General features: G+C 69.3%; 23 protein-coding genes. All 23 read left to right on the top strand.

Features of this window, described 5'->3' with window-relative positions; genetic code table 11:
* The first annotated feature begins 66 nt into the window (after nt 1–66).
* Complete coding sequence (locus BW991_RS12670; protein ID WP_088179609.1) at nt 67–1,038, top strand: Bug family tripartite tricarboxylate transporter substrate binding protein; 972 nt, start codon at nt 67–69, stop codon at nt 1,036–1,038.
* A gap of 158 nt (nt 1,039–1,196) precedes the next feature.
* Nucleotides 1,197–2,180: a Bug family tripartite tricarboxylate transporter substrate binding protein gene (locus BW991_RS12675; protein WP_076602476.1), complete on the top strand. Its 984-nt coding sequence runs from the start codon at nt 1,197–1,199 to the stop codon at nt 2,178–2,180.
* Nucleotides 2,177–2,659: a tripartite tricarboxylate transporter TctB family protein gene (locus BW991_RS12680; RefSeq protein ID WP_076602477.1), complete on the top strand. Its 483-nt coding sequence runs from the start codon at nt 2,177–2,179 to the stop codon at nt 2,657–2,659. Before BW991_RS12675 ends, BW991_RS12680 begins: the two co-directional genes overlap by 4 nt.
* A gap of 1 nt (nt 2,660) precedes the next feature.
* Nucleotides 2,661–4,178, top strand: coding sequence for a tripartite tricarboxylate transporter permease (locus BW991_RS12685; protein WP_076602478.1), 1,518 nt, complete (start codon nt 2,661–2,663; stop codon nt 4,176–4,178).
* Nucleotides 4,179–4,190: 12 nt separating this feature from the next.
* Complete coding sequence (locus tag BW991_RS12690) at nt 4,191–4,934, top strand: TerC family protein (protein ID WP_076602514.1); 744 nt, start codon at nt 4,191–4,193, stop codon at nt 4,932–4,934.
* A 158-nt stretch (nt 4,935–5,092) separates the two neighbouring features.
* Nucleotides 5,093–5,542, top strand: a complete 450-nt coding sequence (locus BW991_RS12695; protein ID WP_076602479.1) for a universal stress protein — start codon at nt 5,093–5,095, stop codon at nt 5,540–5,542.
* Between the two features lie 245 nt (nt 5,543–5,787).
* Entirely contained in the window at nt 5,788–6,030 is a 243-nt protein-coding gene (locus BW991_RS12700) for a hypothetical protein (protein WP_076602480.1), read from the top strand.
* A gap of 113 nt (nt 6,031–6,143) precedes the next feature.
* Nucleotides 6,144–7,214 (top strand): uroporphyrinogen decarboxylase, encoded by a 1,071-nt coding sequence (gene hemE / locus BW991_RS12705; RefSeq protein ID WP_076602481.1) that lies wholly within the window; start codon nt 6,144–6,146, stop codon nt 7,212–7,214.
* 484 nt (nt 7,215–7,698) lie between these two features.
* Nucleotides 7,699–9,870: a primosomal protein N' gene (locus tag BW991_RS12710; protein WP_076602482.1), complete on the top strand. Its 2,172-nt coding sequence runs from the start codon at nt 7,699–7,701 to the stop codon at nt 9,868–9,870.
* Nucleotides 9,871–10,275: 405 nt separating this feature from the next.
* Entirely contained in the window at nt 10,276–11,472 is a 1,197-nt protein-coding gene (locus BW991_RS12715) for a hydrogenase small subunit (RefSeq protein ID WP_076602515.1), read from the top strand.
* A 2-nt stretch (nt 11,473–11,474) separates the two neighbouring features.
* Nucleotides 11,475–12,479, top strand: a complete 1,005-nt coding sequence (gene hybA, locus BW991_RS12720) for a hydrogenase 2 operon protein HybA (protein WP_076602483.1) — start codon at nt 11,475–11,477, stop codon at nt 12,477–12,479.
* Nucleotides 12,476–13,645 carry a Ni/Fe-hydrogenase cytochrome b subunit gene (gene hybB, locus BW991_RS12725; RefSeq protein ID WP_076602484.1) on the top strand — a complete coding sequence of 390 codons (1,170 nt, stop codon included), beginning with the start codon at nt 12,476–12,478 and terminating at the stop codon, nt 13,643–13,645. The genes hybA and hybB overlap by 4 nt, the downstream gene beginning before the upstream one ends.
* 23 nt (nt 13,646–13,668) lie before the next feature.
* Nucleotides 13,669–15,381, top strand: a complete 1,713-nt coding sequence (locus BW991_RS12730) for a nickel-dependent hydrogenase large subunit (protein WP_076602485.1) — start codon at nt 13,669–13,671, stop codon at nt 15,379–15,381.
* On the top strand, nt 15,381–15,881 hold the full coding sequence (locus BW991_RS12735) for a HyaD/HybD family hydrogenase maturation endopeptidase (RefSeq protein ID WP_076602486.1): 501 nt from the start codon (nt 15,381–15,383) through the stop codon (nt 15,879–15,881). The genes BW991_RS12730 and BW991_RS12735 overlap by 1 nt, the downstream gene beginning before the upstream one ends.
* Before the next feature lies 1 nt (nt 15,882).
* The gene (locus BW991_RS12740) at nt 15,883–16,167 is read left to right on the top strand and encodes a HypC/HybG/HupF family hydrogenase formation chaperone (protein ID WP_076602487.1); all 285 of its coding nucleotides are present in this window, start codon (nt 15,883–15,885) and stop codon (nt 16,165–16,167) included.
* Nucleotides 16,164–16,736 (top strand): [NiFe]-hydrogenase assembly chaperone HybE, encoded by a 573-nt coding sequence (gene hybE, locus BW991_RS12745; RefSeq protein ID WP_076602488.1) that lies wholly within the window; start codon nt 16,164–16,166, stop codon nt 16,734–16,736. The genes BW991_RS12740 and hybE overlap by 4 nt, the downstream gene beginning before the upstream one ends.
* Before the next feature lie 202 nt (nt 16,737–16,938).
* Nucleotides 16,939–18,060, top strand: coding sequence for a nickel-dependent hydrogenase large subunit (locus BW991_RS12750; protein ID WP_076602489.1), 1,122 nt, complete (start codon nt 16,939–16,941; stop codon nt 18,058–18,060).
* The gene (hypA, locus tag BW991_RS12755; RefSeq protein ID WP_076602490.1) at nt 18,053–18,394 is read left to right on the top strand and encodes a hydrogenase maturation nickel metallochaperone HypA; all 342 of its coding nucleotides are present in this window, start codon (nt 18,053–18,055) and stop codon (nt 18,392–18,394) included. Before BW991_RS12750 ends, hypA begins: the two co-directional genes overlap by 8 nt.
* Nucleotides 18,395–18,440: 46 nt before the next feature.
* Entirely contained in the window at nt 18,441–19,388 is a 948-nt protein-coding gene (gene hypB, locus BW991_RS12760) for a hydrogenase nickel incorporation protein HypB (protein WP_076602491.1), read from the top strand.
* A gap of 117 nt (nt 19,389–19,505) precedes the next feature.
* Nucleotides 19,506–20,654, top strand: coding sequence for a Kae1-like domain-containing protein (locus tag BW991_RS12765; RefSeq protein WP_076602492.1), 1,149 nt, complete (start codon nt 19,506–19,508; stop codon nt 20,652–20,654).
* A gap of 148 nt (nt 20,655–20,802) precedes the next feature.
* Nucleotides 20,803–21,069, top strand: coding sequence for a HypC/HybG/HupF family hydrogenase formation chaperone (locus tag BW991_RS12770; RefSeq protein WP_076602493.1), 267 nt, complete (start codon nt 20,803–20,805; stop codon nt 21,067–21,069).
* Nucleotides 21,066–22,217, top strand: coding sequence for a hydrogenase formation protein HypD (gene hypD / locus BW991_RS12775; protein WP_076602494.1), 1,152 nt, complete (start codon nt 21,066–21,068; stop codon nt 22,215–22,217). Before BW991_RS12770 ends, hypD begins: the two co-directional genes overlap by 4 nt.
* Complete coding sequence (gene hypE, locus BW991_RS12780) at nt 22,214–23,278, top strand: hydrogenase expression/formation protein HypE (RefSeq protein WP_076602495.1); 1,065 nt, start codon at nt 22,214–22,216, stop codon at nt 23,276–23,278. The genes hypD and hypE overlap by 4 nt, the downstream gene beginning before the upstream one ends.
* Nucleotides 23,279–23,518 lie beyond the last annotated feature (240 nt).

A 23,518-nucleotide genomic window follows, 5' to 3' on the forward strand; every position in this document is an offset into this window, starting at 1 on the left:
TTCTCCGTATCGTCCGTCTCCATGCAGGGCCGGAGCGACCGGTCCGATATCAAGGAGGAGACAAGCATGATCCGCAACATCGTCAAAACCACCCTCGTCGCCGCAGCGCTCGGCCTCGGTTTCGTCGCCAGCGCCCCGGCGTTCGCGCTCGACAGCGTCAAGATCCTCGTGCCGGCCAATCCGGGCGGCGGCTGGGATCAGACCGCGCGTGCGCTGCAGGCGGCGATCAACGCCGAAGGCATCGCCAAGAAGGTCACCGTCGACAACAAGGGCGGCGCGGGCGGCACGATCGGGCTGGCGCAGTTCGTCAATGGCGCGAAGGGTGACGGTGGCGCGACGCTGGTCGGCGGCATGGTGATGGTCGGCGCGATCGCGACCAACAAGTCGCCGGTGAACCTGACCCAGGTCACGCCGCTGGCGCGCCTCTCCGGCGAGACGCTGGTCGTCGTCGTGCCGGCGAGCTCGAAGATCCAGACCCTCAAGGAGCTGATCGACCAGTTCAAGGCCAACCCGGGCTCCGTGGCCTGGGGCGGCGGCTCGGCGGGCGGCTCGGACCACATCCTCGCGGGCCTGATCGCGCAGGCGGTCGGCGTCGATCCGGCGAAGGTGAACTACATCGCCTACTCGGGCGGCGGCGAGGCGCAGGCCGCGATCATGGGCGGCCACGTCGCGGCCGGCATCAGCGGCTTCGGCGAGTTCCAGTCGCAGATCAAGTCCGGCAAGCTGCGCGCGCTGGCGGTCTCGGGCGCCGAGCGCATCCCCGGCGAGAGCGTGCCGACGCTGAAGGAGCAGGGCGTCAATGTCGAGATGGTGAACTGGCGCGCGATCTTCGCCGCGCCCGGCATCAGCGAGGCGCAGCAGAAGGAACTCGTCGCCGCGCTCGACAAGGCGGTCACGTCGAATTCGTGGAAGGACGCGCTGAAGCGCAACGACTGGCAGGACATGTACCTCACCGGCCCCGAGTTCAAGAAGTTCCTCGACGCTGACGTCGCGCGCATCACCAAGCTGGTGACCGACCTCGGCATGGTCAAGCCGTAAGCCGGGACCGACCGACCATCAACGCTGCGGCCAACCCCGTCCGTTCGCCCTGAGCTCGTCGAAGGGCTTCGACAGGCTCAGCCCGAACGGTATCGGGGTGCCGCGCCGCTCCTGCACCGCCGCCGCGGCCCGCGGGACCTCATCCGGAGACACTCGACATGCGACATCACGACATCGGCGCCGGCCTCGGCCGCGCGCTGAGGACGGCCCTCGCCGGCCTCGCCCTCGCGGGCGCCACGACCCTGGCCTGCGCCGCGGACTACAAGATCCTCGTGCCCGCCGCGCCCGGCGGCGGCTACGACCAGCTCGGCCGCGCGGTGCAGGCGGCGCTGCAGGCCAATAAGCTCGCCGAGCGCGTGCAGGTGAACAACGTCACCGGCGCGGGCGGCACGATCGGGCTCGCGCAGCTGATCAACGGCAGCAAGGGCGACGGCGGCGCGCTGATGGCGAGCGGCAAGGGCATGGTGTCGGCGGTGTTCATCAACAAGTCGCCGGTCACGCTGTCGAACGTCACGCCGATCGCGCGCCTTACCGGCGAATACGAGGTGCTGGTGGTGCCGGCGAGCTCGCCGCTCAAATCCATGGCCGACCTCGTCGCCGCGTACAAGGCGAATCCGGCCGCGGTGTCGTGGGCGGGCGGCTTCGCCGGCGGCGTCGACCAGCTCACCGCGGGCATGATCGTGCAGGCGATCGGCGGCGAGGCGGGCAAGTTCAACTACGTCGCCTTCGGCAGCGGCGGCGAGGTGCTGGCGCAGGTGCTGGGCGGCCACGTCACCGTGGGCCTCGGCGGCTTCAACGAGTTCGCCGGCCAGATCAAGGCAGGCAAGCTGCGCGCGCTGGCGGTCACGGCGCCCGCGCGCGTCAAGGACATCGATGTGCCGACGCTGAAGGAGCAGGGCATCAACGTCGAGTTCGTGAACTGGCGCGGCATCATGGCGGCGCCCGGCATCAGCGACGCGCAGCGCGACGAGCTGGTGAAGGCGCTGACGCAGATGGCGAAGAGCGAGTCGTGGAAGGCGACGCTCGAGAAGAACGAGTGGGTCGACATGCTGATGGTCGGCGACGAGTTCCGCCACTACGTCGAGGCCGAGCAGAAGACCGTGCTCAAGCTCGTCACCGACCTCGGGCTGGTGAAGAAATGAGCACGCGCGCACGCATCGACGCCGGCGAGCTGCTGATCTCGCTCGTGCTGCTGGCGCTGGGCAGCTTCGTCGCCTTCGAGACCCAGGGCATCGCCGAGACGCAGGGCTATGCGCAGGTCGGCCCGCGCCTCTTCCCTTACCTCATCGGCACCGGCCTCATGCTGTGCGGCGCCTGGCTCGCGTGGCAGGCGCTCTCCGGCGGCTGGCGCGCGATGCCGGATGAAGCCGAGACGCATGCCGCGCCCGATCGCATGGGCTTCCTGCTGATCAGCGCCGGCGTGGTGCTGCACATGGTGCTGATCGGCTGGGCCGGCTTCATCCTCGCCTCGACGCTGCTCTTCGTGCTGGTCGCGCGCGGTTTCGGCAGCAAGAAGCCGGTGCGCGACCTCGGGATCGCGGTCGTGCTGTCGACCATCGTGTATTTCCTCTTCACGCGCGGCCTGGGCCTGAGCCTGCCCGCCGGCCCGTTCGGAGGCTGAGATGGAAACATTGAACGCACTCTTCTCCGGCTTCGCCGTCGCGCTGAGCCTGCAGAACCTGTTCCTCGGCTTCGTCGGCGTCACGCTGGGCACCGCGGTCGGCGTGCTGCCGGGCGTCGGCCCCGCGCTGACGGTGGCGCTGCTGCTGCCGGCTACCGCCGGCTTCGATCCCACCGGCGCGCTGATCATGTTCGCCGGCATCTACTACGGCGCGATGTTCGGCGGCTCGACGACCTCGATCCTGCTCAACACGCCGGGCGAGTCGGCGACCATCGTCACCGCGATGGAAGGCAACATGATGGCCAAGCGCGGCCGCGCCGGTGCGGCGCTCGCGACCTCGGCGATCGGCTCCTTCGTCGCCGGCACCATCGGTACCGTGCTGCTGACCTTCGTGTCGCCCTTCGCGGTCGACGTCGCGCTGAAGTTCGGCCCGGCCGAGTACTTTTCGGTGATGGTGCTGGCCTTCGTGACGGTGTCGGCGGTGCTCGGCGCCTCGCCCGCGCGCGGCCTCGCGGCGCTGTTCCTGGGGCTCACGATCGGCCTCATCGGCCTCGACAGCCAGACCGGCCAGGCGCGCTTCACGCTGGGCGTGCCGGAGCTGCTCGACGGCCTCGACATCGTCGTCGTCGCGGTGGGTCTGTTCGCGGTCGGCGAGACGCTGTACGTGGCGACCTACCTCAATCGCGGCGCCGACATCATCGAGCAGATGAAGGGTTCGATCTGGATGAGCAAGGAGGACTGGAAGCGCTCGTGGAAGCCGTGGCTGCGCGGCACCGCCCTCGGCTTCCCGTTCGGCTGCATCCCCGCGGGCGGTGCCGAGATCCCGACCTTCCTGTCGTACGCGACGGAGAAGAAGCTCAGCAAGCATGCCGACGAGTTCGGCAAGGGCGCGATCGAAGGCGTCGCCGGGCCGGAAGCGGCGAACAATGCCTCCGCGAGCGGCACGCTGATGCCGCTGCTGACGCTGGGCCTGCCGACCACCGCGACCGCCGCGATCATCCTCGCCGCATTCCAGCAGTACGGCCTGCAGCCCGGTCCGCTGCTGTTCGACACGCAACCAGAGCTGATTTGGGGCCTGATTGCAAGCATGTATATCGGAAACGTCATCCTCCTCGCACTGAACCTGCCGCTCGTGGGGGTCTGGGTAAAATTGCTGGCGATCCCGCGACCGCTGCTCTACGCCGGCATCCTGATCTTCGCGACGATGGGCGCCTACGGCATCCGCAACTCGTGGTTCGATCTTGCGCTGCTGTACGGCATCGGCCTGCTGGGATTCGTGATGCGCCGCTATGACATCCCGGTCGCGCCGGTGCTCGTCGGCCTGATCCTGGGGCCGCTGTCGGAGCAGCAGTTCCGCCGCGCGCTCGCGATCAGCCAGGGCGACCTGTCGATCTTCGTGACCCAGCCGATCTCGGCGACGGTGCTGGCGATCACCGTGCTGGTCGTGATCGTGCCGCAGGCATGGCGCCTCGTGCGCCGCATGCAGGCGAACGCGATTGGCCACCATTCACCGATCTGAGGAGTAATGACCGTGTTCGAAACCATGATGGACGCCGCCTTCTGGGTGTCCGTGCTGCAGATCATCGCCATCGACATCCTGCTCGGCGGCGACAACGCCGTCGTGATCGCGCTGGCGTGCCGCAAGCTGCCCGAGCACCAGCGCAACAAGGGCATCGCATGGGGCGTCGTTGGTGCGATCGGCCTGCGCATCGTGCTGATCTTCTTCGCGCTGCAGCTGCTCGCGCTGCCCTTCCTGAAGGTCGTCGGTGCGCTGTTGCTGCTGTGGATCGGCGTCAAGCTGATGCAGCCGGAGGACGAGGACGGCCACGGCAACGTCGAGGGCTCGACGCATCTGCTCGGCGCGATCAAGACCATCGTCGTCGCCGACGCGGTGATGAGCCTCGACAACGTGATCGCGGTCGCCGGCGCGGCCAAGGGCGACCTCGGCCTCGTGGTGTTCGGCATCGTCGTCAGCATCCCGATCATCGTGTGGGGCAGCAAGTTCGTGCTGAAGCTGATGGATCGCTTCCCGGCCGTGATCACGCTGGGCGCGGCGCTGCTGGGCTGGATCGCCGGCGGCATGCTGGTCGGCGACGTGGTCGTGAAGCCGTACGTCGAGCACCTGCCGGGCTGGCTGCACTACCTGAGCTCGGCCGTCGGGGCGCTGTTCGTCGTCGCGCTCGGCGGCTGGCTCGCGCAGCGGCAGTCCGGCGACGGCGACGCGGCGGGCGAGCTCGCGGTCGATACCGCGGGCGGGAGCGCCGCGCGCGACTAGCGCGGCCATTGACCCGATCAAATACGTCCGTTCGCCCTGAGCTTGTCGAAGGGCAGCCGCAAGGCTTCGACAGGCTCAGCCCGAACGGCAGTTCGTTGCCGGTGGGCGAACAACGGTCACACGCGGCACCCAGTAACCTCTCATCCCAAGGACGCACCATGTTCCAGCACATCCTCGTCCCCACCGACGGCTCGCCGCTGTCCGACCAGGCCCTAGACCGCGCGATCGGGCTTGCCCGCAACCTCGGCGCGCGCCTGACCATCCTCAACGCGATCGCCGAAGCGCCGTTCCCGGTGACCAACTTCGGCGAGGACGGCCACTACGATCCCGAGAAGTCGCGCCGCTTCGCCCGCGAAGCCGCCACGCACGGCCAGCGCATCCTCGACGCCGCGCTCGCCCGCGCGCGCGAGGCCGGGATCGACGCCGACGCGGTCCTCGAAAGCAGCGAGGCGCCCCATCGCGTGATCATCCACACCGCCGAGAGCCGCGGCTGCGACCTGATCTGCATGGCTTCGCACGGCCGGCGCGGCATCAACGCGCTGCTGCTGGGCAGCGAGACCAACAAGGTGCTCGCGCACTGCACCATTCCAGTGCTGGTGTGCCGCTGAACGCGCGTCGGTCCGCGGCCCGGTCGCCCCGGCGCGCCGCTGCCGCGGGGCGGCAGGGCCTGCGGCACCCGTCGGCGTCGGCGCCGGTGGAAAGCTTCTGACCACCCGGGCCTGCCGTCCGGAATGCAACTTGCCGGCGGCGGATGCCGGCCTCCAGTGCGGCCGCACTCCCGTCCGCTGGCACGCAACTTGTTTCGACCTCGGCTGATCCAGTAACCCGCGACACGCATCCCGAGGATATCGTCATGAAGCCGCTCCGCACCGCCATCGCCATCGTCCTCACGCTCTCCGCCGGCCCGCTCCTGGCGCACGGCGATCACGGCCTCGTGCCGGGCCTCGCGCACATGTTCTCGTCCGGCGCCGAGCACCTGCCGTCGGCCCTGGTCACGCTCGTCAGCGCGTTTTTCGCGGTGCGCTCGACCGGTGCGCTGCGCTGGACGCTGGGCGGCCTCGCGGCGGCGGCCGGCGCGCTGACTTTCGCGATCTGATCGCGACCGCGGCGGGGCAAATGCCCCGCTCCGCCGCCGGGGGTCGGCATGACGGCGGAAAACGCGGATAATTGCGGTTTGCGCCCGCACCGGGCAGATTTGAGGACGTAACCGTGACCCGCCTGCAGAACGACACCTTCCTGCGCGCCTTGCTGCGCCAGCCGACCGAATACACGCCGCTGTGGCTGATGCGGCAGGCGGGGCGCTACCTGCCCGAGTACTGTGAAACCCGCAAGCGCGCCGGCAGCTTCCTGAACCTGTGCAAGAGCCCGACGATGGCCTGCGAGGTCACGCTGCAGCCGCTCGCGCGTTACAACCTCGACGCCGCGATCCTGTTCTCCGACATCCTCACGGTGCCGGACGCGATGGGCCTGGGCCTGTACTTCGCCGAAGGCGAGGGGCCGCGCTTCGAGCGTCCGCTGCGCGACGAGTGGGAGATCCGCAACCTCGCGATTCCCGATCCGCACGCCGAACTGCAGTACGTGATGGACGCGGTCGCCGAGATCCGCCGCGCGCTCAACGGCAGCGTGCCGCTGATCGGCTTCTCCGGCAGCCCGTGGACGCTGGCCTGCTACATGGTCGAAGGCGGCTCGTCGGACGACTATCGCAAGGTCAAGGCGATGGCCTATTCGCGCCCCGACCTGCTGCACCACATCCTCAGCGTGACCGCCGACTCGGTCGTCGCCTACCTCAACGCGCAGATCGAATCCGGCGCGCAGGCAGTGATGGTGTTCGACTCCTGGGGCGGCGTGCTGTCCGAGGCCGCTTACCATGAATTCTCGCTGCCCTACCTGAAGCGCGTCGTCGACGGCCTGATCAAGGAGCGCGACGGCGAGCGCGTGCCGAACATCGTGTTCACGAAGGGCGGCGGCCTGTGGATCGAGAGCATCGCCGACATCGGCTGCGACGCCGTCGGCCTCGACTGGACCATGGACATCGGCCGCGCGCGCAAGCTCGTCGGCGACAAGGTCGCGCTGCAGGGCAACCTCGACCCCAACGTGCTGTTCGCGCCGCCGGAAGCCGTCGCGCGCGAGACCAAGCGCGTGCTCGACTCCTTCGGCAACCACCCCGGCCACGTCTTCAACCTCGGTCATGGCATCTCGCAGTTCACGCCGCCCGAGTCCGTGTCGGTGCTGGTCGACACCGTGCACGAGCACAGCCGCAAGATCCGCGCCGGCGCCTGAGCGAGCTGCGGCGGTACCCGAACCCCGGCCGGGACGCGCACTGCGCACCCCGCCGGGGTTCCCTTTTGCGGCCGCGCTCATCGCCGCGATGGCACTGTTACGGTGCGGACGCGCCGCCGACGGTCGCCGTCCCGGTCTTGTCAAGCGAAAAATCTGCGTTGATCGCTTGACTTATGCACAACGGACCGGTCCCGAGGCCCGATTCTGCATGGATTTGGGGTTTATTCACCAAAAATCATAAGTAATTGAAATATAAAGAATAAAATTTTGCCTACTGTTAAGGCAAAGTGACAGAAAGGCAGATGCGGCGCCGGGTTCACCGGGTTTCACCCACGCTATCAACAAAGTTATCCACAGCTTTTGTGGACAAGCGCCGGAAGGGTTTCGGGGCAAAGATTTACTCCCCGTTTGCGAACAACGAATTTAACAATCAGACGTAACTATCTGATTTTTCGATAAACACTGCGCAGAGCACGAGATCCGAATGCCCATCGTCCGCGTCGCGCTGCCCGTCCCGCTGCCGCAACTCTTTGATTATTCATCGCAAGATGCATGCGGTGAGGATGTCGGCCGGTGCGTGCGGGTGCCCTTCGGGCGGGGCGAGAAGAGCGGCGTGATCGTCGCGCTGCCCGCCGAATCGGACGTCGACCCCGCGCGCCTCAAAGCGGTGCGCCACATCCAGCGCGAGGTCGCGCCGCTTCCGCGCGATTGGCTGGAGCTCGTCGCCTTCGTCGCGCGCTACTACCACGCACCGCTCGGCGAGGTGATCGCGCTCGCGCTGCCACCCGGGCTGCGCCGCGCCGACGCGGTGAGCGACCGCGAGAGCGACCCGCTGCTGGACCTGAGCGTGGACGGCCACGCAGCGCTGGCGGAGGCGCGCCGCGCGAGCCGGGCGCTGGCGCTGCTCGGCGAACTGCGCGCGGCCGGCGTAATCCGGCGCAGTGCGGCACGCGAGCTGCCGGCGGGCGCGGCGTTGGGCGACGCGATGAAGCGCGGCTGGATCGTCGCGGTGCGCGGCGCCGATCCGGCGATGCCGGCGGCGAACCGGCCCGAGCTCACCGACGAGCAGCGCGCCGCAGTCGAGGCGGTTTCGGCAGGCCCGGAAGGCTTTGCGCCCTGGCTGCTGCAGGGCGTCACCGGCAGCGGCAAGACCGAGGTGTACCTGCGTCTGGCCGAGCGTGCGCTCGCGGCCGGCCGGCAGGTGCTGATGCTGGTGCCCGAGATCGCGCTCACGCCGCAGCTCGAATCGCGCGTCGCGAACCGCTTCCCCGCCGCCTGCGTCGTCAGCCTGCACTCCGCGCTCGCCGAAGGGGCGCGCTCGCGCGGCTTCGTGCAGGCGCTCGAAGGCCGCGCCGACATCGTCCTCGGCACGCGCCTGTCGGTGTTCGCGCCGCTGCCGCGCCTGGGGCTGATCCTCGTCGACGAGGAGCACGACGCGTCCTACAAGCAGCAGGAGGGCGTGCGCTACTCGGCGCGCGACGTCGCGGTGTGGCGCGCGCACCAGCGCAAGGTGCCGGTGGTGCTCGGTTCGGCGACGCCCTCGCTGGAGAGCTGGCAGCACGCGCGGCTCGCGCGCTACCGCAGCCTGCGCCTCGACGCGCGCGCGCTGGCGAGCACGCTGCCGACGGTGCGGCGCATCGACGCGCGCCGCCTGAAGCTCGACGAAGGCCTCAGCCCGCAGCTCAAGACCGCGATCGGCGAGCGCCTTGCGCGCGGCGAGCAGAGCCTGGTGTTCCTCAACCGCCGCGGCTACGCGCCGGTGCTGTCCTGCCCCGCCTGCGGCTGGGTGAGCCAGTGCCCGCACTGTTCGGCCAACCTCGTCGTGCATCTCGCGGACCGGCGCCTGCGCTGCCACCACTGCGGCTGCGATACCGAGGTGCCGCACCACTGCCCGGTGTGCAGCAACCAGGACATCCAGCCCTTCGGCCGCGGCACGCAGCGCGTCGAGGCGCGCCTGGTGGAGCTCTTCCCGGAAGCGCGGGTGTTGCGCGTCGACCGCGATTCGGCGCGCACGCGCAACCAGTGGGAAAGCCTGCTCGCGCAGATCGCCAGCGGCGAGGCCGACATCCTCGTCGGCACGCAGATGATGGCCAAGGGCCACGACTTCCCGCAGCTCACGCTGGTCGGCGTGATCGGCGCCGACGCGTCGCTGCATGCGGCGGACTTCCGCGCGCCGGAGCGCCTGTTCCAGCAGCTGATGCAGGTCGGCGGCCGCGCGGGCCGTGCGCACCTGCCGGGCGAAGTGCTGATCCAGACCGAGTACCCCGACCATCCGCTGTACCGCTGCCTCGTCAAGCACGACTTCGACGCCTTCGCCGCGAGCGCGCTCGACGAGCGCCGCGCGGCCGGATTCCCGCCCTTCACCTTCCAGGCGATGCTGCGCGCCGACGCGCCGATGCTCGACGACGCGATGCAGTTCCTCGCCCACGCGCGCCGCCTCGCGCAGGAGATGGCGCCCGCCGGCGTGAGGGTGTTCGATGCGGTGCCGATGCGCCTGACGCGGCTCGCGCGGCGCGAGCGCGCGCAACTGCTCGTCGAGGCCGACGAGCGGGCGCCGTTGCAGGGCTTTATCGGAGCCTGGATCGAAGTGCTGCGCGCGCAGCGCACGCCGCGCGATCTGCGCTGGCAGCTGGACGTGGATCCGCTGGAAGTCTGAGGCTCGTGTTCCTCCCCCTTCAAGGGGGAGGTTAGGAGGGGGATGGGTTCCGGCGATGTTGGTTTAACCCATCCCACCCCAACCCTCCCCTTGAACGGGAGGGGGTGACCGTCCGGGCTCGCCTGCTGCGTTATCCCCCTGGCGATGGTCAATCAAGGGCCTTAGCGCTAACGTGGCAACGCTGCTTCCACGGTTCCGAAAGTAGTCCGACCGCGCTGGAAAGCTAGTTTCCACCTCTGCGCCGCCGTCGGGCTCCCTCTTTCCGGGTGAACGTCCCCACTCCCGTCAATCCCCTGATCCGTAACGGAAAACCGGTAGCCCGAAACTGGGCACGCTTCTTGTGTTTCTCCCCGCGTACGACGCGCACGCGTGATGCCGTCGATGGACAAGAACGGGGGGGAGTGCATGCACCACGAATTGAAGGAACTGGCCGAAGCCTGGGCGGCGCGGCCGGTCGAGGAGCGCCTGGGGATGAGCCGGCGCGGCTTCATGCAGTTCTGCGCGACGCTGGCGACGACGCTGGGCCTACCGGCCGGCGCGGAAGCCGCCGTGCAGACCGCGATCGAGCAGAAGCGCCGCCCCTCGGTGATCTGGCTGCACTTCCAGGAATGCACCGGCTGTACCGAGTCGATGCTGCGCGCGGAGCACCCGACGATCGAGAAGCTGATCCTCGACATCATCTCGCTCGACTACCACGAGACGCTCTTCGCCGCTGCCGGCCACCAGGTCGAGGCCGCGCGCAAGCAGGCGATGGCCGACGACAAGGGCAAGTACATCCTGGTGATCGAGGGCGCGATCCCGACCAGGGACGACGGCATCTACTGCAAGGTCGGCGGCCAGACCGCGATCGAACTGACCAAGGAATGCGCGGCCGACGCCGCGGCGGTGATCGCGATCGGCTCCTGTGCGAGCTGGGGCGGCATGCCTTCGACCGGGCCGAACCCGACCGGCGCGACGGGTGTCGCGGAGGTGCTCGGCAAGCCGGTCGTGACGATCCCCGGCTGCCCGCCCAACCCGTACAACTTCCTCGCCACCGTCGTGCATTTCCTGAGCTTCGGCGCATTGCCCGAGGTCGATCACCTGGGCCGCCCGAAGTTCGCGTATTCGCGCCTGATCCACGAGAACTGCGAGCGCCGCGCGCACTTCGACGCCGGCCGCTTCGCGATGGAGTTCGGCGACGAGGGGCACCGCAAGGGCTACTGCCTGTACAAGCTGGGCTGCAAGGGGCCGGAGACCTACGCGAACTGCCCGACGGTGCTGTTCGGCGACGCCGGTGCGGGCACCTGGCCGGTGGGCTGCGGCCACCCGTGTATCGGCTGTACCGAGCAGGGCGTGGGTTTCGAGAAGCCGATCCACATGCTCGCCAAGGTGAAGAACGTCGAGCCGCCGGCGAGCTACCCCTCGGTCGGCGAGGCGCAGGGCAAGGGCGCGTCGCTCGGTTCTGCCGCGGTGCTGGCAGCCGTCACCGGTGCGGCGGCCGGGGCGGGCGCGATGTTCGCGAAGAACCTCGGCAAGTCGCACGCCGAGCAGGAAGCCGCGAAACGGAAAGATGAGGGCAGGCAGGACGGCAAGGCGGACAACCAGAGCGTCGGGCGGGAGTGACGATGAACACCCGACGCGACTTCCTCAAATGCGCGCTCGCGGGCGGCGCGGCGGTGGCGACCGCCGGCGCGGGTCCCGCGCAGGCGCGCGGCAATGCCGAAATCTCGCCCGACGCGGTCGGCCTGCTGTTCGATTCCACCTTGTGTATCGGCTGCAAGGCCTGTGTTGCCGCGTGCAAGGCGGCGAATGACCTGCCCGTCGACATCAACACGACGCCGGATTCGCCGTGGGACGTGCCGCTCGACACGACCGCGCGCACCTTCAACGTGATCAAGGTGTACAAGGACGGCAAGGCGACGCTGAAGGACGCCGAACAGGGCGGCTACTCTTTCATGAAGAGCTCCTGCCTGCACTGCGTCGATCCGAGCTGCGTGTCGGCCTGTCCGGTATCCGCGATGAAGAAGGACCCGGTGACCGGCATCGTCGGCTACGACAAGGACGCCTGCATCGGCTGCCGCTACTGCGTCGCGGCCTGCCCGTTCGGCATCCCGAAGTACGACTACGACTCGCCGACCGGCGCGATCGGCAAGTGCCAGCTGTGCCGTCATCGCATGCAGGACGGCCACTACGCGGCCTGCGCCGAGGTGTGCCCGACCGGCGCGACGCTGTACGGCAAGGTCTCCGACCTGAAGGCCGAGGCGCAGCGCCGCCTCGCGCTGAAGGCGGGCGACACGACGGCGTTCCCGCGCGGCAACCTCACGGCCGGCGACCAGCCGTCGTGGGAGGGCGTCGTGCCGGCCTACGTGCAGCACGTGTATGGCGAAAAGGAAGTCGGCGGCACGCAGATGATCAAGCTCGCCGCGGTGCCTTTCGACAAGCTGGGCCACAAACCGCTGCCCGAGCGTTCGTTCTCGTCGAAGTCCGAGACGATGCAGCACACCCTGTACGGCGGGCTCGCGCTGCCGGTGGTCGCGCTCGGGGTGATGACCTTCCTCGCCAAGCGCAACATGCCGAAGGACGACGGGACGGAAGGCACACACACTGACCAGCAGGAGGGCGGCCGATGAGCGCTCATGTCCATGCCGCGCCGGCGCCCGTCGGCGGGCGGCTCCTCAACGCCGTGAGCTTCGTCTGCGGCGTGCTGATCCTCGCGGCCTTCGCGATCCTCGCGCTGCGCTTCTGGGGCGGCCTCGGCGCCGTCACGAACCTCAACGACGGCTACCCGTGGGGCATCTGGGTGGTCGGCGACGTCGTGATCGGCTCGGCCTTCGCGTGCGGCGGCTTCTCGGTCGCGATGCTGGTGTACATCTTCAACAAGGGCGAATACCACCCGCTGGTACGCCCGGCGCTGCTCGCGAGCCTGTTCGGTTACTCGCTGGCGGGCGCGGGCGTGATCTTCGACCTCGGCCGCTACTGGAACTTCTGGCACATCCTGTGGCCGGGTTACGCATCGCCGAACTCGGTGATGTTCGAGGTCGCGGCGTGCATCTCGCTCTACATCCTCGTGATGTGGCTGGAGTTCTCGCCGACCTTCTTCGAGAAGTTCGGCTGGACGAACGCCCAGCGCAAGGTCGGGCGCGCGATGTTCTTCCTGGTGGGCCTCGGCACGGTGCTGCCGATGATGCACCAGAGCTCGCTCGGCTCGATGCTGATCGTGTTCGGCACCCAGCTTCATCCGCTGTGGCAGACGATGGCCCTGCCGGCGATCTACCTGATCTCGGCGATCACCATCGGCTACGCGGTGGTGCTGTTCGAGTCCTGCGTCGCCGCGGCCGGCTACCGGCGCTCGATCGAGCTGCACCTGCTGACGCCGCTGGCCAAGGTGATGCTCGGGATGCTGGGCCTGTATCTCGCGCTCCGCTTCGGCGACCTGATCGTGCGCGGGGCCATCGCGACCGCCTTCGAGCCGACGCTGCAGGCCTTCATGTTCTGGCTCGAGAGCATCGCCTTCGTGCTGCCGCTGTGGATCCTGGGCACGCCCGCGAAGCGCGCGAACCCGGCGAACCTCTTCGTCGGCGGCGCCGTGCTGATGATCGCCGGCATCCTGCTGCGCGTGAATTCCTATCTGGTCGGCTACCAGACCGGCGACGGCTGGTCCTACTTCCCGTCGATCCCCGAAATGCTGGTCACCTTCGGCATGTTCGCGATCGAAGTGCTGGCCTACATCGTCATTACCCGCCGCTTCCCGGTGCTGCCGCGCGAGGATCACGCGCCGGCCGGGCAGGCGGCCTGAGAATTTCCGAGGAGACTTTTCCCATGAGCCAACGCATCACCATCGACCCGGTCACCCGGATTGAAGGCCACCTCCGGATCGACGTCGAGGTCGACGGCGGCAAGGTCACCAAGGCCTGGTCCTCGGGCACCATGTGGCGCGGCGTCGAGAACATCCTGATCGGCCGCGACCCGCGCGACGCGTGGGCGATCACGCAGCGCATCTGCGGCGTGTGCACGACCGTGCATGCGATCTGCTCGGTGCGCGCGGTCGAGAACGCGCTGAAGCTGGACATCCCGGTGAACGCCCAGCTGATCCGCAACATGATCATCCTCGCGCACGCGGTGCATGACCAGATCGTGCATTTCTACCACCTGTCGGCGCTCGACTGGGTGGACGTCGTGTCGGCGCTGAAGGCCGACCCGGACAAGGCCGCGGCGCTCGGCGAGAGCCTGTCGACGTGGTCGGGCAACAGCAAGCACGAGATGCGCAAGGTCAAGGAGAAGCTCGCGAGCTACGTCGCCAGCGGCCAGCTCGGCATCTTCACCAACGGCTACTGGGGCCACCCGGCGATGAAGCTGCCGCCCGAAGTGAACCTGCTGGCGGTCGCGCACTACCTGCAGGCGCTGGAGATCCAGCGCTACGCGAACAAGATCGTGTCCATCCTCGGTTCGAAGACGCCGCACATCCAGAACGTCGCGGTCGGCGGCGTCGCCAACCCGCTGTCGACGAACTCGCAGTCGGTGCTGACGGTCGAGCGCCTGATGGCGATCCAGGAGTGGATGACCAAGCTCGACGACTTCGTGAAGAACGTCTACATGGTGGATGTCGCCGCGATCGGCGCCTTCTACCCGGAATGGACGCAGGTCGGCCGCGGCGTCGTCAATTACCTCGCGGCGCCGGACATCCCGCTCGACGCGGCCGGCACGCAGTTCGCGATCCCCGGCGGCTACATACCGAACGGCGATCTCTCCCAGTTCAAGCCGATCACGGCCTTCGGCGACAAGTTCTTCGAGGACGGCGTGTCGGAGGCGATCAAGCACTCGTGGTACGAGTACGGCGCGGGCGACGCGGCGACGCTGCATCCCTACAAGGGCGAGACGACGCCGAAATACACCGACTTCCAGGACGACGGCAAGTACTCGTGGCTCAAGTCGCCGACCTTCCTCGGCAAGCCGGCGCAGGTCGGACCGCTCGCGCGCGTGCTGTGCGGTCTTGCCGCCAAGCACGAAGGCATCACCAAGTACGCGACCGGGATGCTGGACACGGTGTCCTCGCTGGCGAAGACCAAGGTCGGGCTGGACGCGATGCACTCGACCATCGGCCGTCACGCCTCGCGCGCGATCATGTGCGGGGTCGAGACCGACACGCTGAAGGGCCAGTGGCAGATGCTCATCGACAACATGGCCAAGGGCGACCTCGACACCTTCAACGCGCCGGTCTTCCCCAAGGGGGAGATCCACGGTGTCGGCTTCCACGAGGCGCCGCGCGGCATCCTGTCGCACTGGGTCGTGATCGAGAACCAGAAGATCAAGAACTACCAGTGCGTCGTGCCCTCGACGTGGAACGCCGCGCCGAAGAACGAGAAGGACGAGATGGCGCCGTACGAGGCCTGCCTGCTCGGCAACCCGGTCGCCGACGCCGAGAAACCGCTGGAAGTGCTGCGCACGATCCACTCCTTCGACCCCTGCCTGGCGTGCGCGGTGCATATCCTCGATACCGAAAACACGGAAGTCGTGCGCGTGAAGGCGGCGTGATGGCCTCGACCGAGATCCGCCGCGCGGTCCTGCTGGGCGTCGGCAACATCCTGCTCACCGACGAAGGCGTCGGCGTGCGGCTGGTCGAACAACTGCAGGCCGAGTACGACATCCCCGCGGCGCTGACGGTGCTCGACGGCGGTACCGCGGCGATGGAGCTGCTGGAAGACCTCGAGAACCTCGACCTGCTGGTGATCGCGGACTGCGTGCGCGTGGGCAAGCCGCCCGCAAGCGTCGTCGTGCTGAAGGACGACGAGGTGCCGGCCTTCTTCCGTGCGCGCATCTCGCCGCATCAGGTCGGGCTGTCGGACGTGCTCGCGACGCTCGAGATCACCGAACGCGCGCCGCGCCACGTCGTCGTCGTCGGCGTGCAGCCTTTCGACATCTCGACCTGCATGGAGCAGAGCGCGCCGGTGCGTGCGGCGATGCCGCAGGCGCTGCAGGCGATCCGCGATGCGCTGGCGGAGTATGGCTTGCAGACGCCGGCGAAGGCTGCCTGACATGTGCCTGTCGGTGCCGATGCAGGTCGAAGCGTGGGTCGGCGACGGCGAGATCGCGTGGGTCGTGCGCGGCGAGCGCCGCGAGCAGGCCAACATGCTGCTCGTCGGCGCGCAACCGGTCGGCACCTGGGTGCTCGTTGCGCTCGGTTTCGCGAAGGAGGTGCTGGACGAGGAAGGCCTCGCGCTGACCGAAGAGGCGCTGGCGGCGCTCGCGGCCACGCTCGACGGCGATTACCACCCCGATGCGTGGTTCCGCGACCTGCCTTCGGCGAGGGATGCCGCGTGAGCGAGGTGATCCCCTTCGTCCGCGTGCCGGCTTTCCGCCCGCCGGAAGCGGAGGTCGCCACCCCGTGGCAGTCCGACCCGAGTACACCGCTGGCGCGCCATTTCCGTCGTGTGCATGAGACGCGCATGCTCGGGCTGCCCTTCCTCAACGACGCCCTCAACGTCACGGTCGCGGCCTGCGAACGCGTGGACGGCGACTGGCTCGCCGCGCTGGTGACGCCGTGGAGCATCCAGCTCGCGCTGCTGCCCGGCGGTGGCACCCTGTGGCGCGACACCGCGGCCGGCACCCGCCACACGCTGAGCCTGCCGGTGGGCGATCTCGTCTTCATCGGCGAGGCCGCCGAGCACGCGTCCGACCTCGTGCCGGCCTTGCTGTACTGCCCGCTGATCGCGCCGCCCGACGGCATCAGCGACACCGCGGCGGCCTGCGCGATCGCGCGCGAGGCCCTCGCGACGGTGCTCCAACCGCTGCCTGCGACCCCCGACGCGACAGATTCCGGCGATCCCGCGCCGCATCCGCGTACCCCGCCATCGCCATCCCGTCGCGCCTTCCTGCGCGGCCGTTCCTGACATGGCCTCGCGGGCCGTGCCGGCAGGCTTTCATGCGCGTGCGACTGCGCCTATCATCGTCGCGACCCCGTTTCCGCGCCGCGCAGGCCGGCCGGAACACACTCGTCGTCACGGGTCGGGCGGCGCAAGGAGAAAGCATGGTTCAGGGCTGGCGACGCCTCGTCGCGCGCGGCGGGGCAGCGGACGGCGGCGGGAGTCTGGCATGAGCCCGGACGGCAGGATTCGCCTGCGCGCGATCCGCGACGGCCGCCGCATCAGCGGCGTGCGGGTGGAGAACCCGCGGCCGCAGGCCGCACAGGCGCTCGTCGGGCGCAGCGTCGAGGAAGCGGTCAAGCTCGTGCCGGCGCTTTTCAGCCTGTGTTCGCGCGCGCAGGGTATCGCGGCGATCGCGGCGTGCGTCGCCGCCGGGGCGCAGAATCTCGCCCGCGCCGAAGCGTGGGCCGAGGAGCGCGCGCTCGCGACGGAAATCGCGCAGGAGCACCTGTGGCGCCTGATGCTCGACTGGCCGAAACTGTTCGGCCATTCGCCGCGCACCGACCGTTTCGTGGAATTGCACCGGCGCCTGGGGCTGTGCGGCGAAGCGCGCGCCGCCTACGAACTGGGCGGCGATCTGCTTGATCTGGTGGTCGTCGAACTGCTCACCGGCTTCTTCCGTGCCGCCCGAGAGCCCAGCGGCCTGCGCGAATTCGTCGAACGCGCGCGGCGGGGCGGCTCGATCGGCGCGGCGCTCGCGGACCTGATCGAGATGGGGTCCTCGACCCCGGAAGGGGAGGCCGTGCCGCTGCTGCCGGCACTCGCCGCGGGCGCCTGGGCGCACGAGCTGGGCGGCGTGCCGTCCGCGGACTTCTGCGCCGCGCCGACGCTGTTCGGCCGCGCGCACGAGACGGGCGTGCTCGCGCGCCACGCCGGGTCGATGATGGTGCGCAACCTGCTCGCGCATCGCCACCGCATCGCCGCGCGCCTTTTCGCACGTGTCGTGGATCTCTCGGACTGCGCGAGCCGCCTGCGCCATCCGCTCGCGTCCGACATGCCGGTGCTGGTCGATGCCGCGCCGCTGGGCGAAAACGCGGGCCTCGCCTGCGTCGAGACCGCGCGCGGCCTGCTGATGCATGCGGTGCGCCTCGACGGCGAGCGCATTGCCGAGTACGCGATCGTTGCGCCGACCGAGTGGAACTTCCACGCCGACGGCCCCTTCGTGCGCGAAGGCAGCGGCTGGGAGGCGGAATCCGACGACGCTGCGCTGCTGCGCCTGAAGGCGCTGGTGCTGTCGCTGGATCCCTGCGTCGAGTACGAGATCGCGATCGAGGACCTGGCCGGTGCATGAGATGTCGCTCGCCGAGAGCGTGCGCGGCATCGTCGAGGATGCGGCGACCGCGCAGGGCGCGACGCGCGTGAGGACGATCGTGCTCGAGATCGGCGAGCTGTCGTCGGTCGAGGTCGAGGCGCTGCGCTTCTGCCTCGACGTGGTGCTGCGCGACTCGCTGGCGGACGGCGCGACGATCGAGATCGAGGCGGTCGCGGGCGTAGGCTGGTGCCTCGCGTGCGATCGCAGCGTGCCGCTGGCGCAGCGCTACGACCCGTGTCCGCACTGCGGCGGCTATCAGGTAAGACCGACCGGCGGGACCGAGATGCGGGTCAAGGAAATCGAAGTCGATTGAAGGGATGATGCGGCCTTCGCGGTCGCGGACGAGGTGGAGCAGGGCGATGTGTACGGTGTGCGGTTGCGGGGCGGGAGAAGTGAATATCGGCGGCGCGGGGCGGGCGAAAGCCGCGCGCGCGCAGGGCGGCGCGACGCGCGCGTGGAAGGCCGTAAACACGGCGCCCCCAGCGGTCGAAGGCGCGCTGCCTGAACCCGTCTCCGTGGACGCCCGCGAGGACACCCACATCCACAGCGGCGATCACCACCTGCACTTCGGCGCCGGCCCGGCCCACGCCCATGCGCCCGGTCTCACGCAGTCGCAGATGGTCAAGATCGAACGCGACATCCTCGGCAAGAACGACGCCCGTGCCGACGAAAACCGGCGTCACCTCGCCGCGCGCGGCATCTTCGCGCTGAATCTCGTCTCCAGCCCCGGCTCGGGCAAGACCACGCTGCTCGTGCGCACGCTCACCGAGCTTGCCGGCCGCGTGCCCGCCGCGGTGATCGAAGGCGACCAGCAGACCGAGTTCGACGCCGAGCGCATCCGCGCGACCGGCGTGCCGGCGCTGCAGATCAACACCGGCAAGGGCTGCCATCTTGACGCCGACATGGTGGGCCGCGCGCTCGCGCAGATGGCGCTCGCCGACGAAAGCCTGCTGCTGATCGAAAACGTCGGCAACCTCGTGTGCCCGGCCGCCTTCGACCTCGGCGAGGCGCACAAGGTCGCGATCCTGTCGGTGACCGAGGGCGAGGACAAGCCCTTGAAGTACCCCGACATGTTCGCCGCGGCCGACCTGATGCTGCTGAACAAGGTCGACCTGCTGCCGCATCTGACTTTCGACGTCGAGCGCGCGATCGGCTACGCGCGCCGCGTGAACCCGGCGATCGAGGTGATCCGGACCTCGTCTACGACTGGCGAGGGCATCGCCGATTGGCTCGCATGGCTGGAGCGGGGGATGGCGAAGGCGCGGGTGTCGAAGACGCAGGCTTCGCTTGGCGAGCAGGTGGATTAAGGGGATGTTTCCGGAGATGAATCCCTCCGTCCGTCGGCCACGATGGAAAGCGGACACGACCGTTCGCCCCGAGCCTGTCGAAGGGCTCGGCCCGAACGGCATCATGGCTGGCACAGCATGAACTTCTCCGACCTCCCGCCCTTCGCAGCGCCCGCGATTCCGCTCGCACTCGCTGGCCCGCCCGTGTTCGCGTTCGGCGCGTGGTTCAAGAATGCCTTGTGTCGCGCGCAGGACGGTGTGGCGTTGATGAGCGAAACCGTCGGCGACCTCGACAGCCCGGAAGCGTGCAAGCGCATGGACGCGCTCGCCGAGGCGCTGCTCGCGTCCGGCGCCCCCGCGGCGATCGCGCACGACCTGCATCCCGATTTCCATTCCTCCCGCCGCGCGTGCGAGTTGGCTGCACGCCTGGGCGTGCCGGCGATTCCCGTGCAGCATCACCACGCACACGTCGCTGCCGTGCTGGCGGAGAACGGGCACCCCGGCCCCGCGCTGGGGCTCGCGCTCGACGGCGTGGGCCTCGGCACCGACGGCACGGCCTGGGGAGGTGAGCTGCTCAGCGTCGAAGGCGCGTCCTTCGAGCGCCTCGGCCATCTCGCGCCGCTGCCGCTCGCCGGGGGGGACCGCGCCGCGCGCGAACCGTGGCGCATGGCGGCCGCCGTGCTGCATCGCGCCGGCCGCGCCGACGAAATCGCGAGCCGCTTCGCCGCGCAGCCCGCCGCGGCGATGCTCGCGCAACTCCTCGACCGCGCGGCACTGTGCCCGCGCACGTCCAGTCTCGGCCGCGTGTTCGATGCTGCCGCGGGGCTCTTGGACCTGTGCCCGGTGATGCAGTTCGAGGCCGAAGCCGCGATCGCGCTTGAACGTGCGGCGGCCGGATACCTCGACCGCGGCGGCGATCTGCCCGCCGAGGCCGACGGATGGATCATCGACGGGGCAGGGCGGCTCGACCTGATGCCGCTTCTCGTCGCGTTGGCGGACGAGCCGGACGCCGCCCGCGGCGCCGCGCGCTTCCACGTGACGCTCGCCACCGCGCTTGCAGACTGGATCGCGCAGGCCGTCGCGCGCACCGGGCTCGATGTTGTCGCCCTCTCCGGCGGTTGTCTGCACAACCGTATCCTGTCGCAGCGTCTCGGCGCTGCGCTGCGTGAACGCGGACTCACGGTGCTTGAAGCGCAGCACCTGTCGCCCGGCGACGCCGGCCTCGCGTTGGGGCAGGCGTGGGTCGCGATTCATCACCTGATGGCCGGGGAATGCCGTGCATCGTAGGGCGGGAGCTGCGCAGCGAATCCCGCCGACGGGGCGTGGCGCGACTTTCGGCCTTTGGCGGCGGGATGCGCCTTCGGCTTCTCCCGCCCTACGCAGTGCCATGCCCGGCCCGCGTACTGCATCGACCACCGATTCCAAGGAATGAAAGATGTGCCTCGCCATCCCCGCCCGCATCGTCGAACTGCTGCCCGGTGACGCCTGCCGTGTCGACCTGGGCGGCGTGCGCAAGGAAATCTCGCTCGCGCTGGTCGACGGCGCCGCGGTCGGCGACTACGTGATCGTGCATGTCGGCTACGCGCTGTCGAAGCTCGACCAGGACGAGGCGGAGCAGACCCTCGCCCTCTTCGCCGAAGCCGGCCTCGCCGGCCCCGCCGGCCCCGCGCTCGCGGCCGCTTCCGAAGAAGGGGCGGCATGAAGTACGTCGATGAGTTCCGCGACGGCGCGCTCGCCGCCAAGCTCGCCGGCGCGATCGCGCGCGAGGCCGACCCCGGCCGCAACTACGCCTTCATGGAATTCTGCGGCGGCCACACGCACGCGATCTCGCGCTACGGCGTCACCGACCTGCTGCCGGCCAACGTGCGCATGATCCACGGCCCCGGCTGCCCCGTGTGCGTGCTGCCGATCGGCCGCATCGACATGGCGATCCGGCTCGCGCTGTCCCGTCCCGAGGTGACGATCTGCACCTACGGCGACTGCTTGCGCGTACCGGCGTCCGACGGCCTGTCGCTCTTGAAGGCCAAGGCGCGCGGCGCCGACATCCGCATGGTGTATTCGGCGGCCGATGCACTGGCGCTCGCGCAGAAGATGCCCGAACGCGAAGTCGTGTTCTTCGCGATCGGCTTCGAGACGACGACCCCGCCCACCGCGCTGGTACTGCGCCAGGCCCAGGCGCTGCAACTCGCGAACTTCAGCGTGCTGTGCAACCACGTGCTGACACCGTCGGCGATCCTGACGATCCTCGAATCGCCCGAAGTGCGCGAGCTTGGCACCGTGCCGCTCGATGGCTTCATCGGCCCCGCGCATGTATCGACGATCATCGGCAGCCGCCCCTACGCCTTCTTCGCCGAGGAATACCGCAAGCCCGTCGTGATCGCCGGCTTCGAGCCGCTCGACGTGATGCAGGCGATCCGCATGCTGATCCGGCAGGTGAACGAAGGCCGCGCCGAGGTCGAGAACGAGTTCACGCGCGCCGTGACCGAGGACGGCAACCTCAAGGCGCAGGCGCTGGTGTCGGAGGTCTTCGAGCTGCGCCGCAGCTTCGAATGGCGCGGGCTGCGCGAGGTGCCGTATTCCGCACTGAGGATCCGCGCGCCTTTCGCCCAATGGGATGCGGAAGCCAGGTTCGGCCTCGAATTCGTCTCCGTCCCCGACAACCGCGCCTGCGAATGCGGCGCGATCCTGCGCGGCGTGAAGACGCCGACCGACTGCAAGCTGTTCGGCACCGTGTGCACGCCCGAGAACCCGATGGGCTCATGCATGGTGTCTTCCGAAGGCGCCTGCGCGGCGCACTACAACTACGGGCGCTTCCGGGATGTCCCGGTCGTCGCCGGGACGACACGATGAGCCTCGCCTCCCCCGTCAAGAAGGGCTACGTGCGCCCGCTGGACCTCAAGCACGGCCGCGTCGACATGGGCCACGGCGCCGGCGGCCGCGCGATGGCGCAGCTGATCTCCGAACTCTTCGCCGGCGCTTTCGCCAACGAACACCTCGAACGCGGCGACGACGCGGCGGTGCTGCCGGCCCCCGTGCCGGGCGAACGCCTCGTCGTCGCGACCGACGCCCACGTCGTGAGCCCGCTGTTCTTCCCCGGCGGCGACATCGGCTGCCTGTCCGTGCATGGCACGATCAACGACCTCGCGGTAATGGGCGCGCGCCCGCTGTATCTCGCCGCGAGCTTCATCCTCGAGGAAGGCTTCCCGCTCGCCGAGCTCGCGCGCATCGTCGCGTCGATGGCGCAGGCGTCGCGCGAAGCCGGCGTGCCCGTCGTCACCGGCGACACCAAGGTCGTCGAGCAGGGCAAGGGCGACGGCGTCTTCATCACGACCACCGGCGTCGGCGCACTGCCTTCGGGGCGCGAGATCGGCGGTGCCAACGCCCGCCCCGGCGACGCGATCCTCGTCTCCGGCACCCTCGGCGACCACGGCATGGCGATCATGGCGCAACGCGAATCGCTCGCCTTCGACTCCGAAATCGCCTCCGACACCGCCGCGCTGCACGGTCTCATCGCCGCGATGCTCGACGCGGTCCCGACGATCCGCGTGCTGCGCGACCCGACACGTGGGGGACTGGCGACGACACTGAACGAGATCGCGACCCAGTCCGGCGTCGGCATGGAACTCGACGAAGCAGTGATCCCCGTCCAGCCCCAGGTCGCCGCCGCCTGCGAACTGCTGGGCCTCGATCCGCTGTACGTCGCGAACGAAGGCAAGCTGATCGCGATCTGCCCGGCCGACGACGCCGATCGCCTCCTTGCCGCGATGCGCGCCCATCCGCTGGGCGAGCGCGCGGCTCGCATCGGCACCGTCACCGCCGACCCGAACGCCTTCGTCCAGATCCGCACCACGTTCGGAGGCCGGCGGATGGTGGACTGGCTGTCGGGTGAGCAGTTGCCGAGGATTTGTTGATCGGGATGGAAGACGTGATCGGGAGATTGTTCGCACTGCTGTCAGGGGCTCCGATCCCCCTCCCCTTCAAGGGGAGGGCTGGGGTGGGGATGGGTTTCCGCTCCGCCGGGAAACAACCCATCCCCATCCTGTCCGTCCCAGGGCTGGCTTTGCACAGCCAGCCCGCTTGGACGGCGCGAAGCGGTGCTTCGCGAAACCCCGTCCTCGCCCCCTTGAAGGGGAAGGGACCGTCTTATTGAG

The sequence above is a fragment of the Aromatoleum tolulyticum genome, from assembly GCF_900156155.1.
Lineage (GTDB): Bacteria > Pseudomonadota > Gammaproteobacteria > Burkholderiales > Rhodocyclaceae > Aromatoleum > Aromatoleum tolulyticum.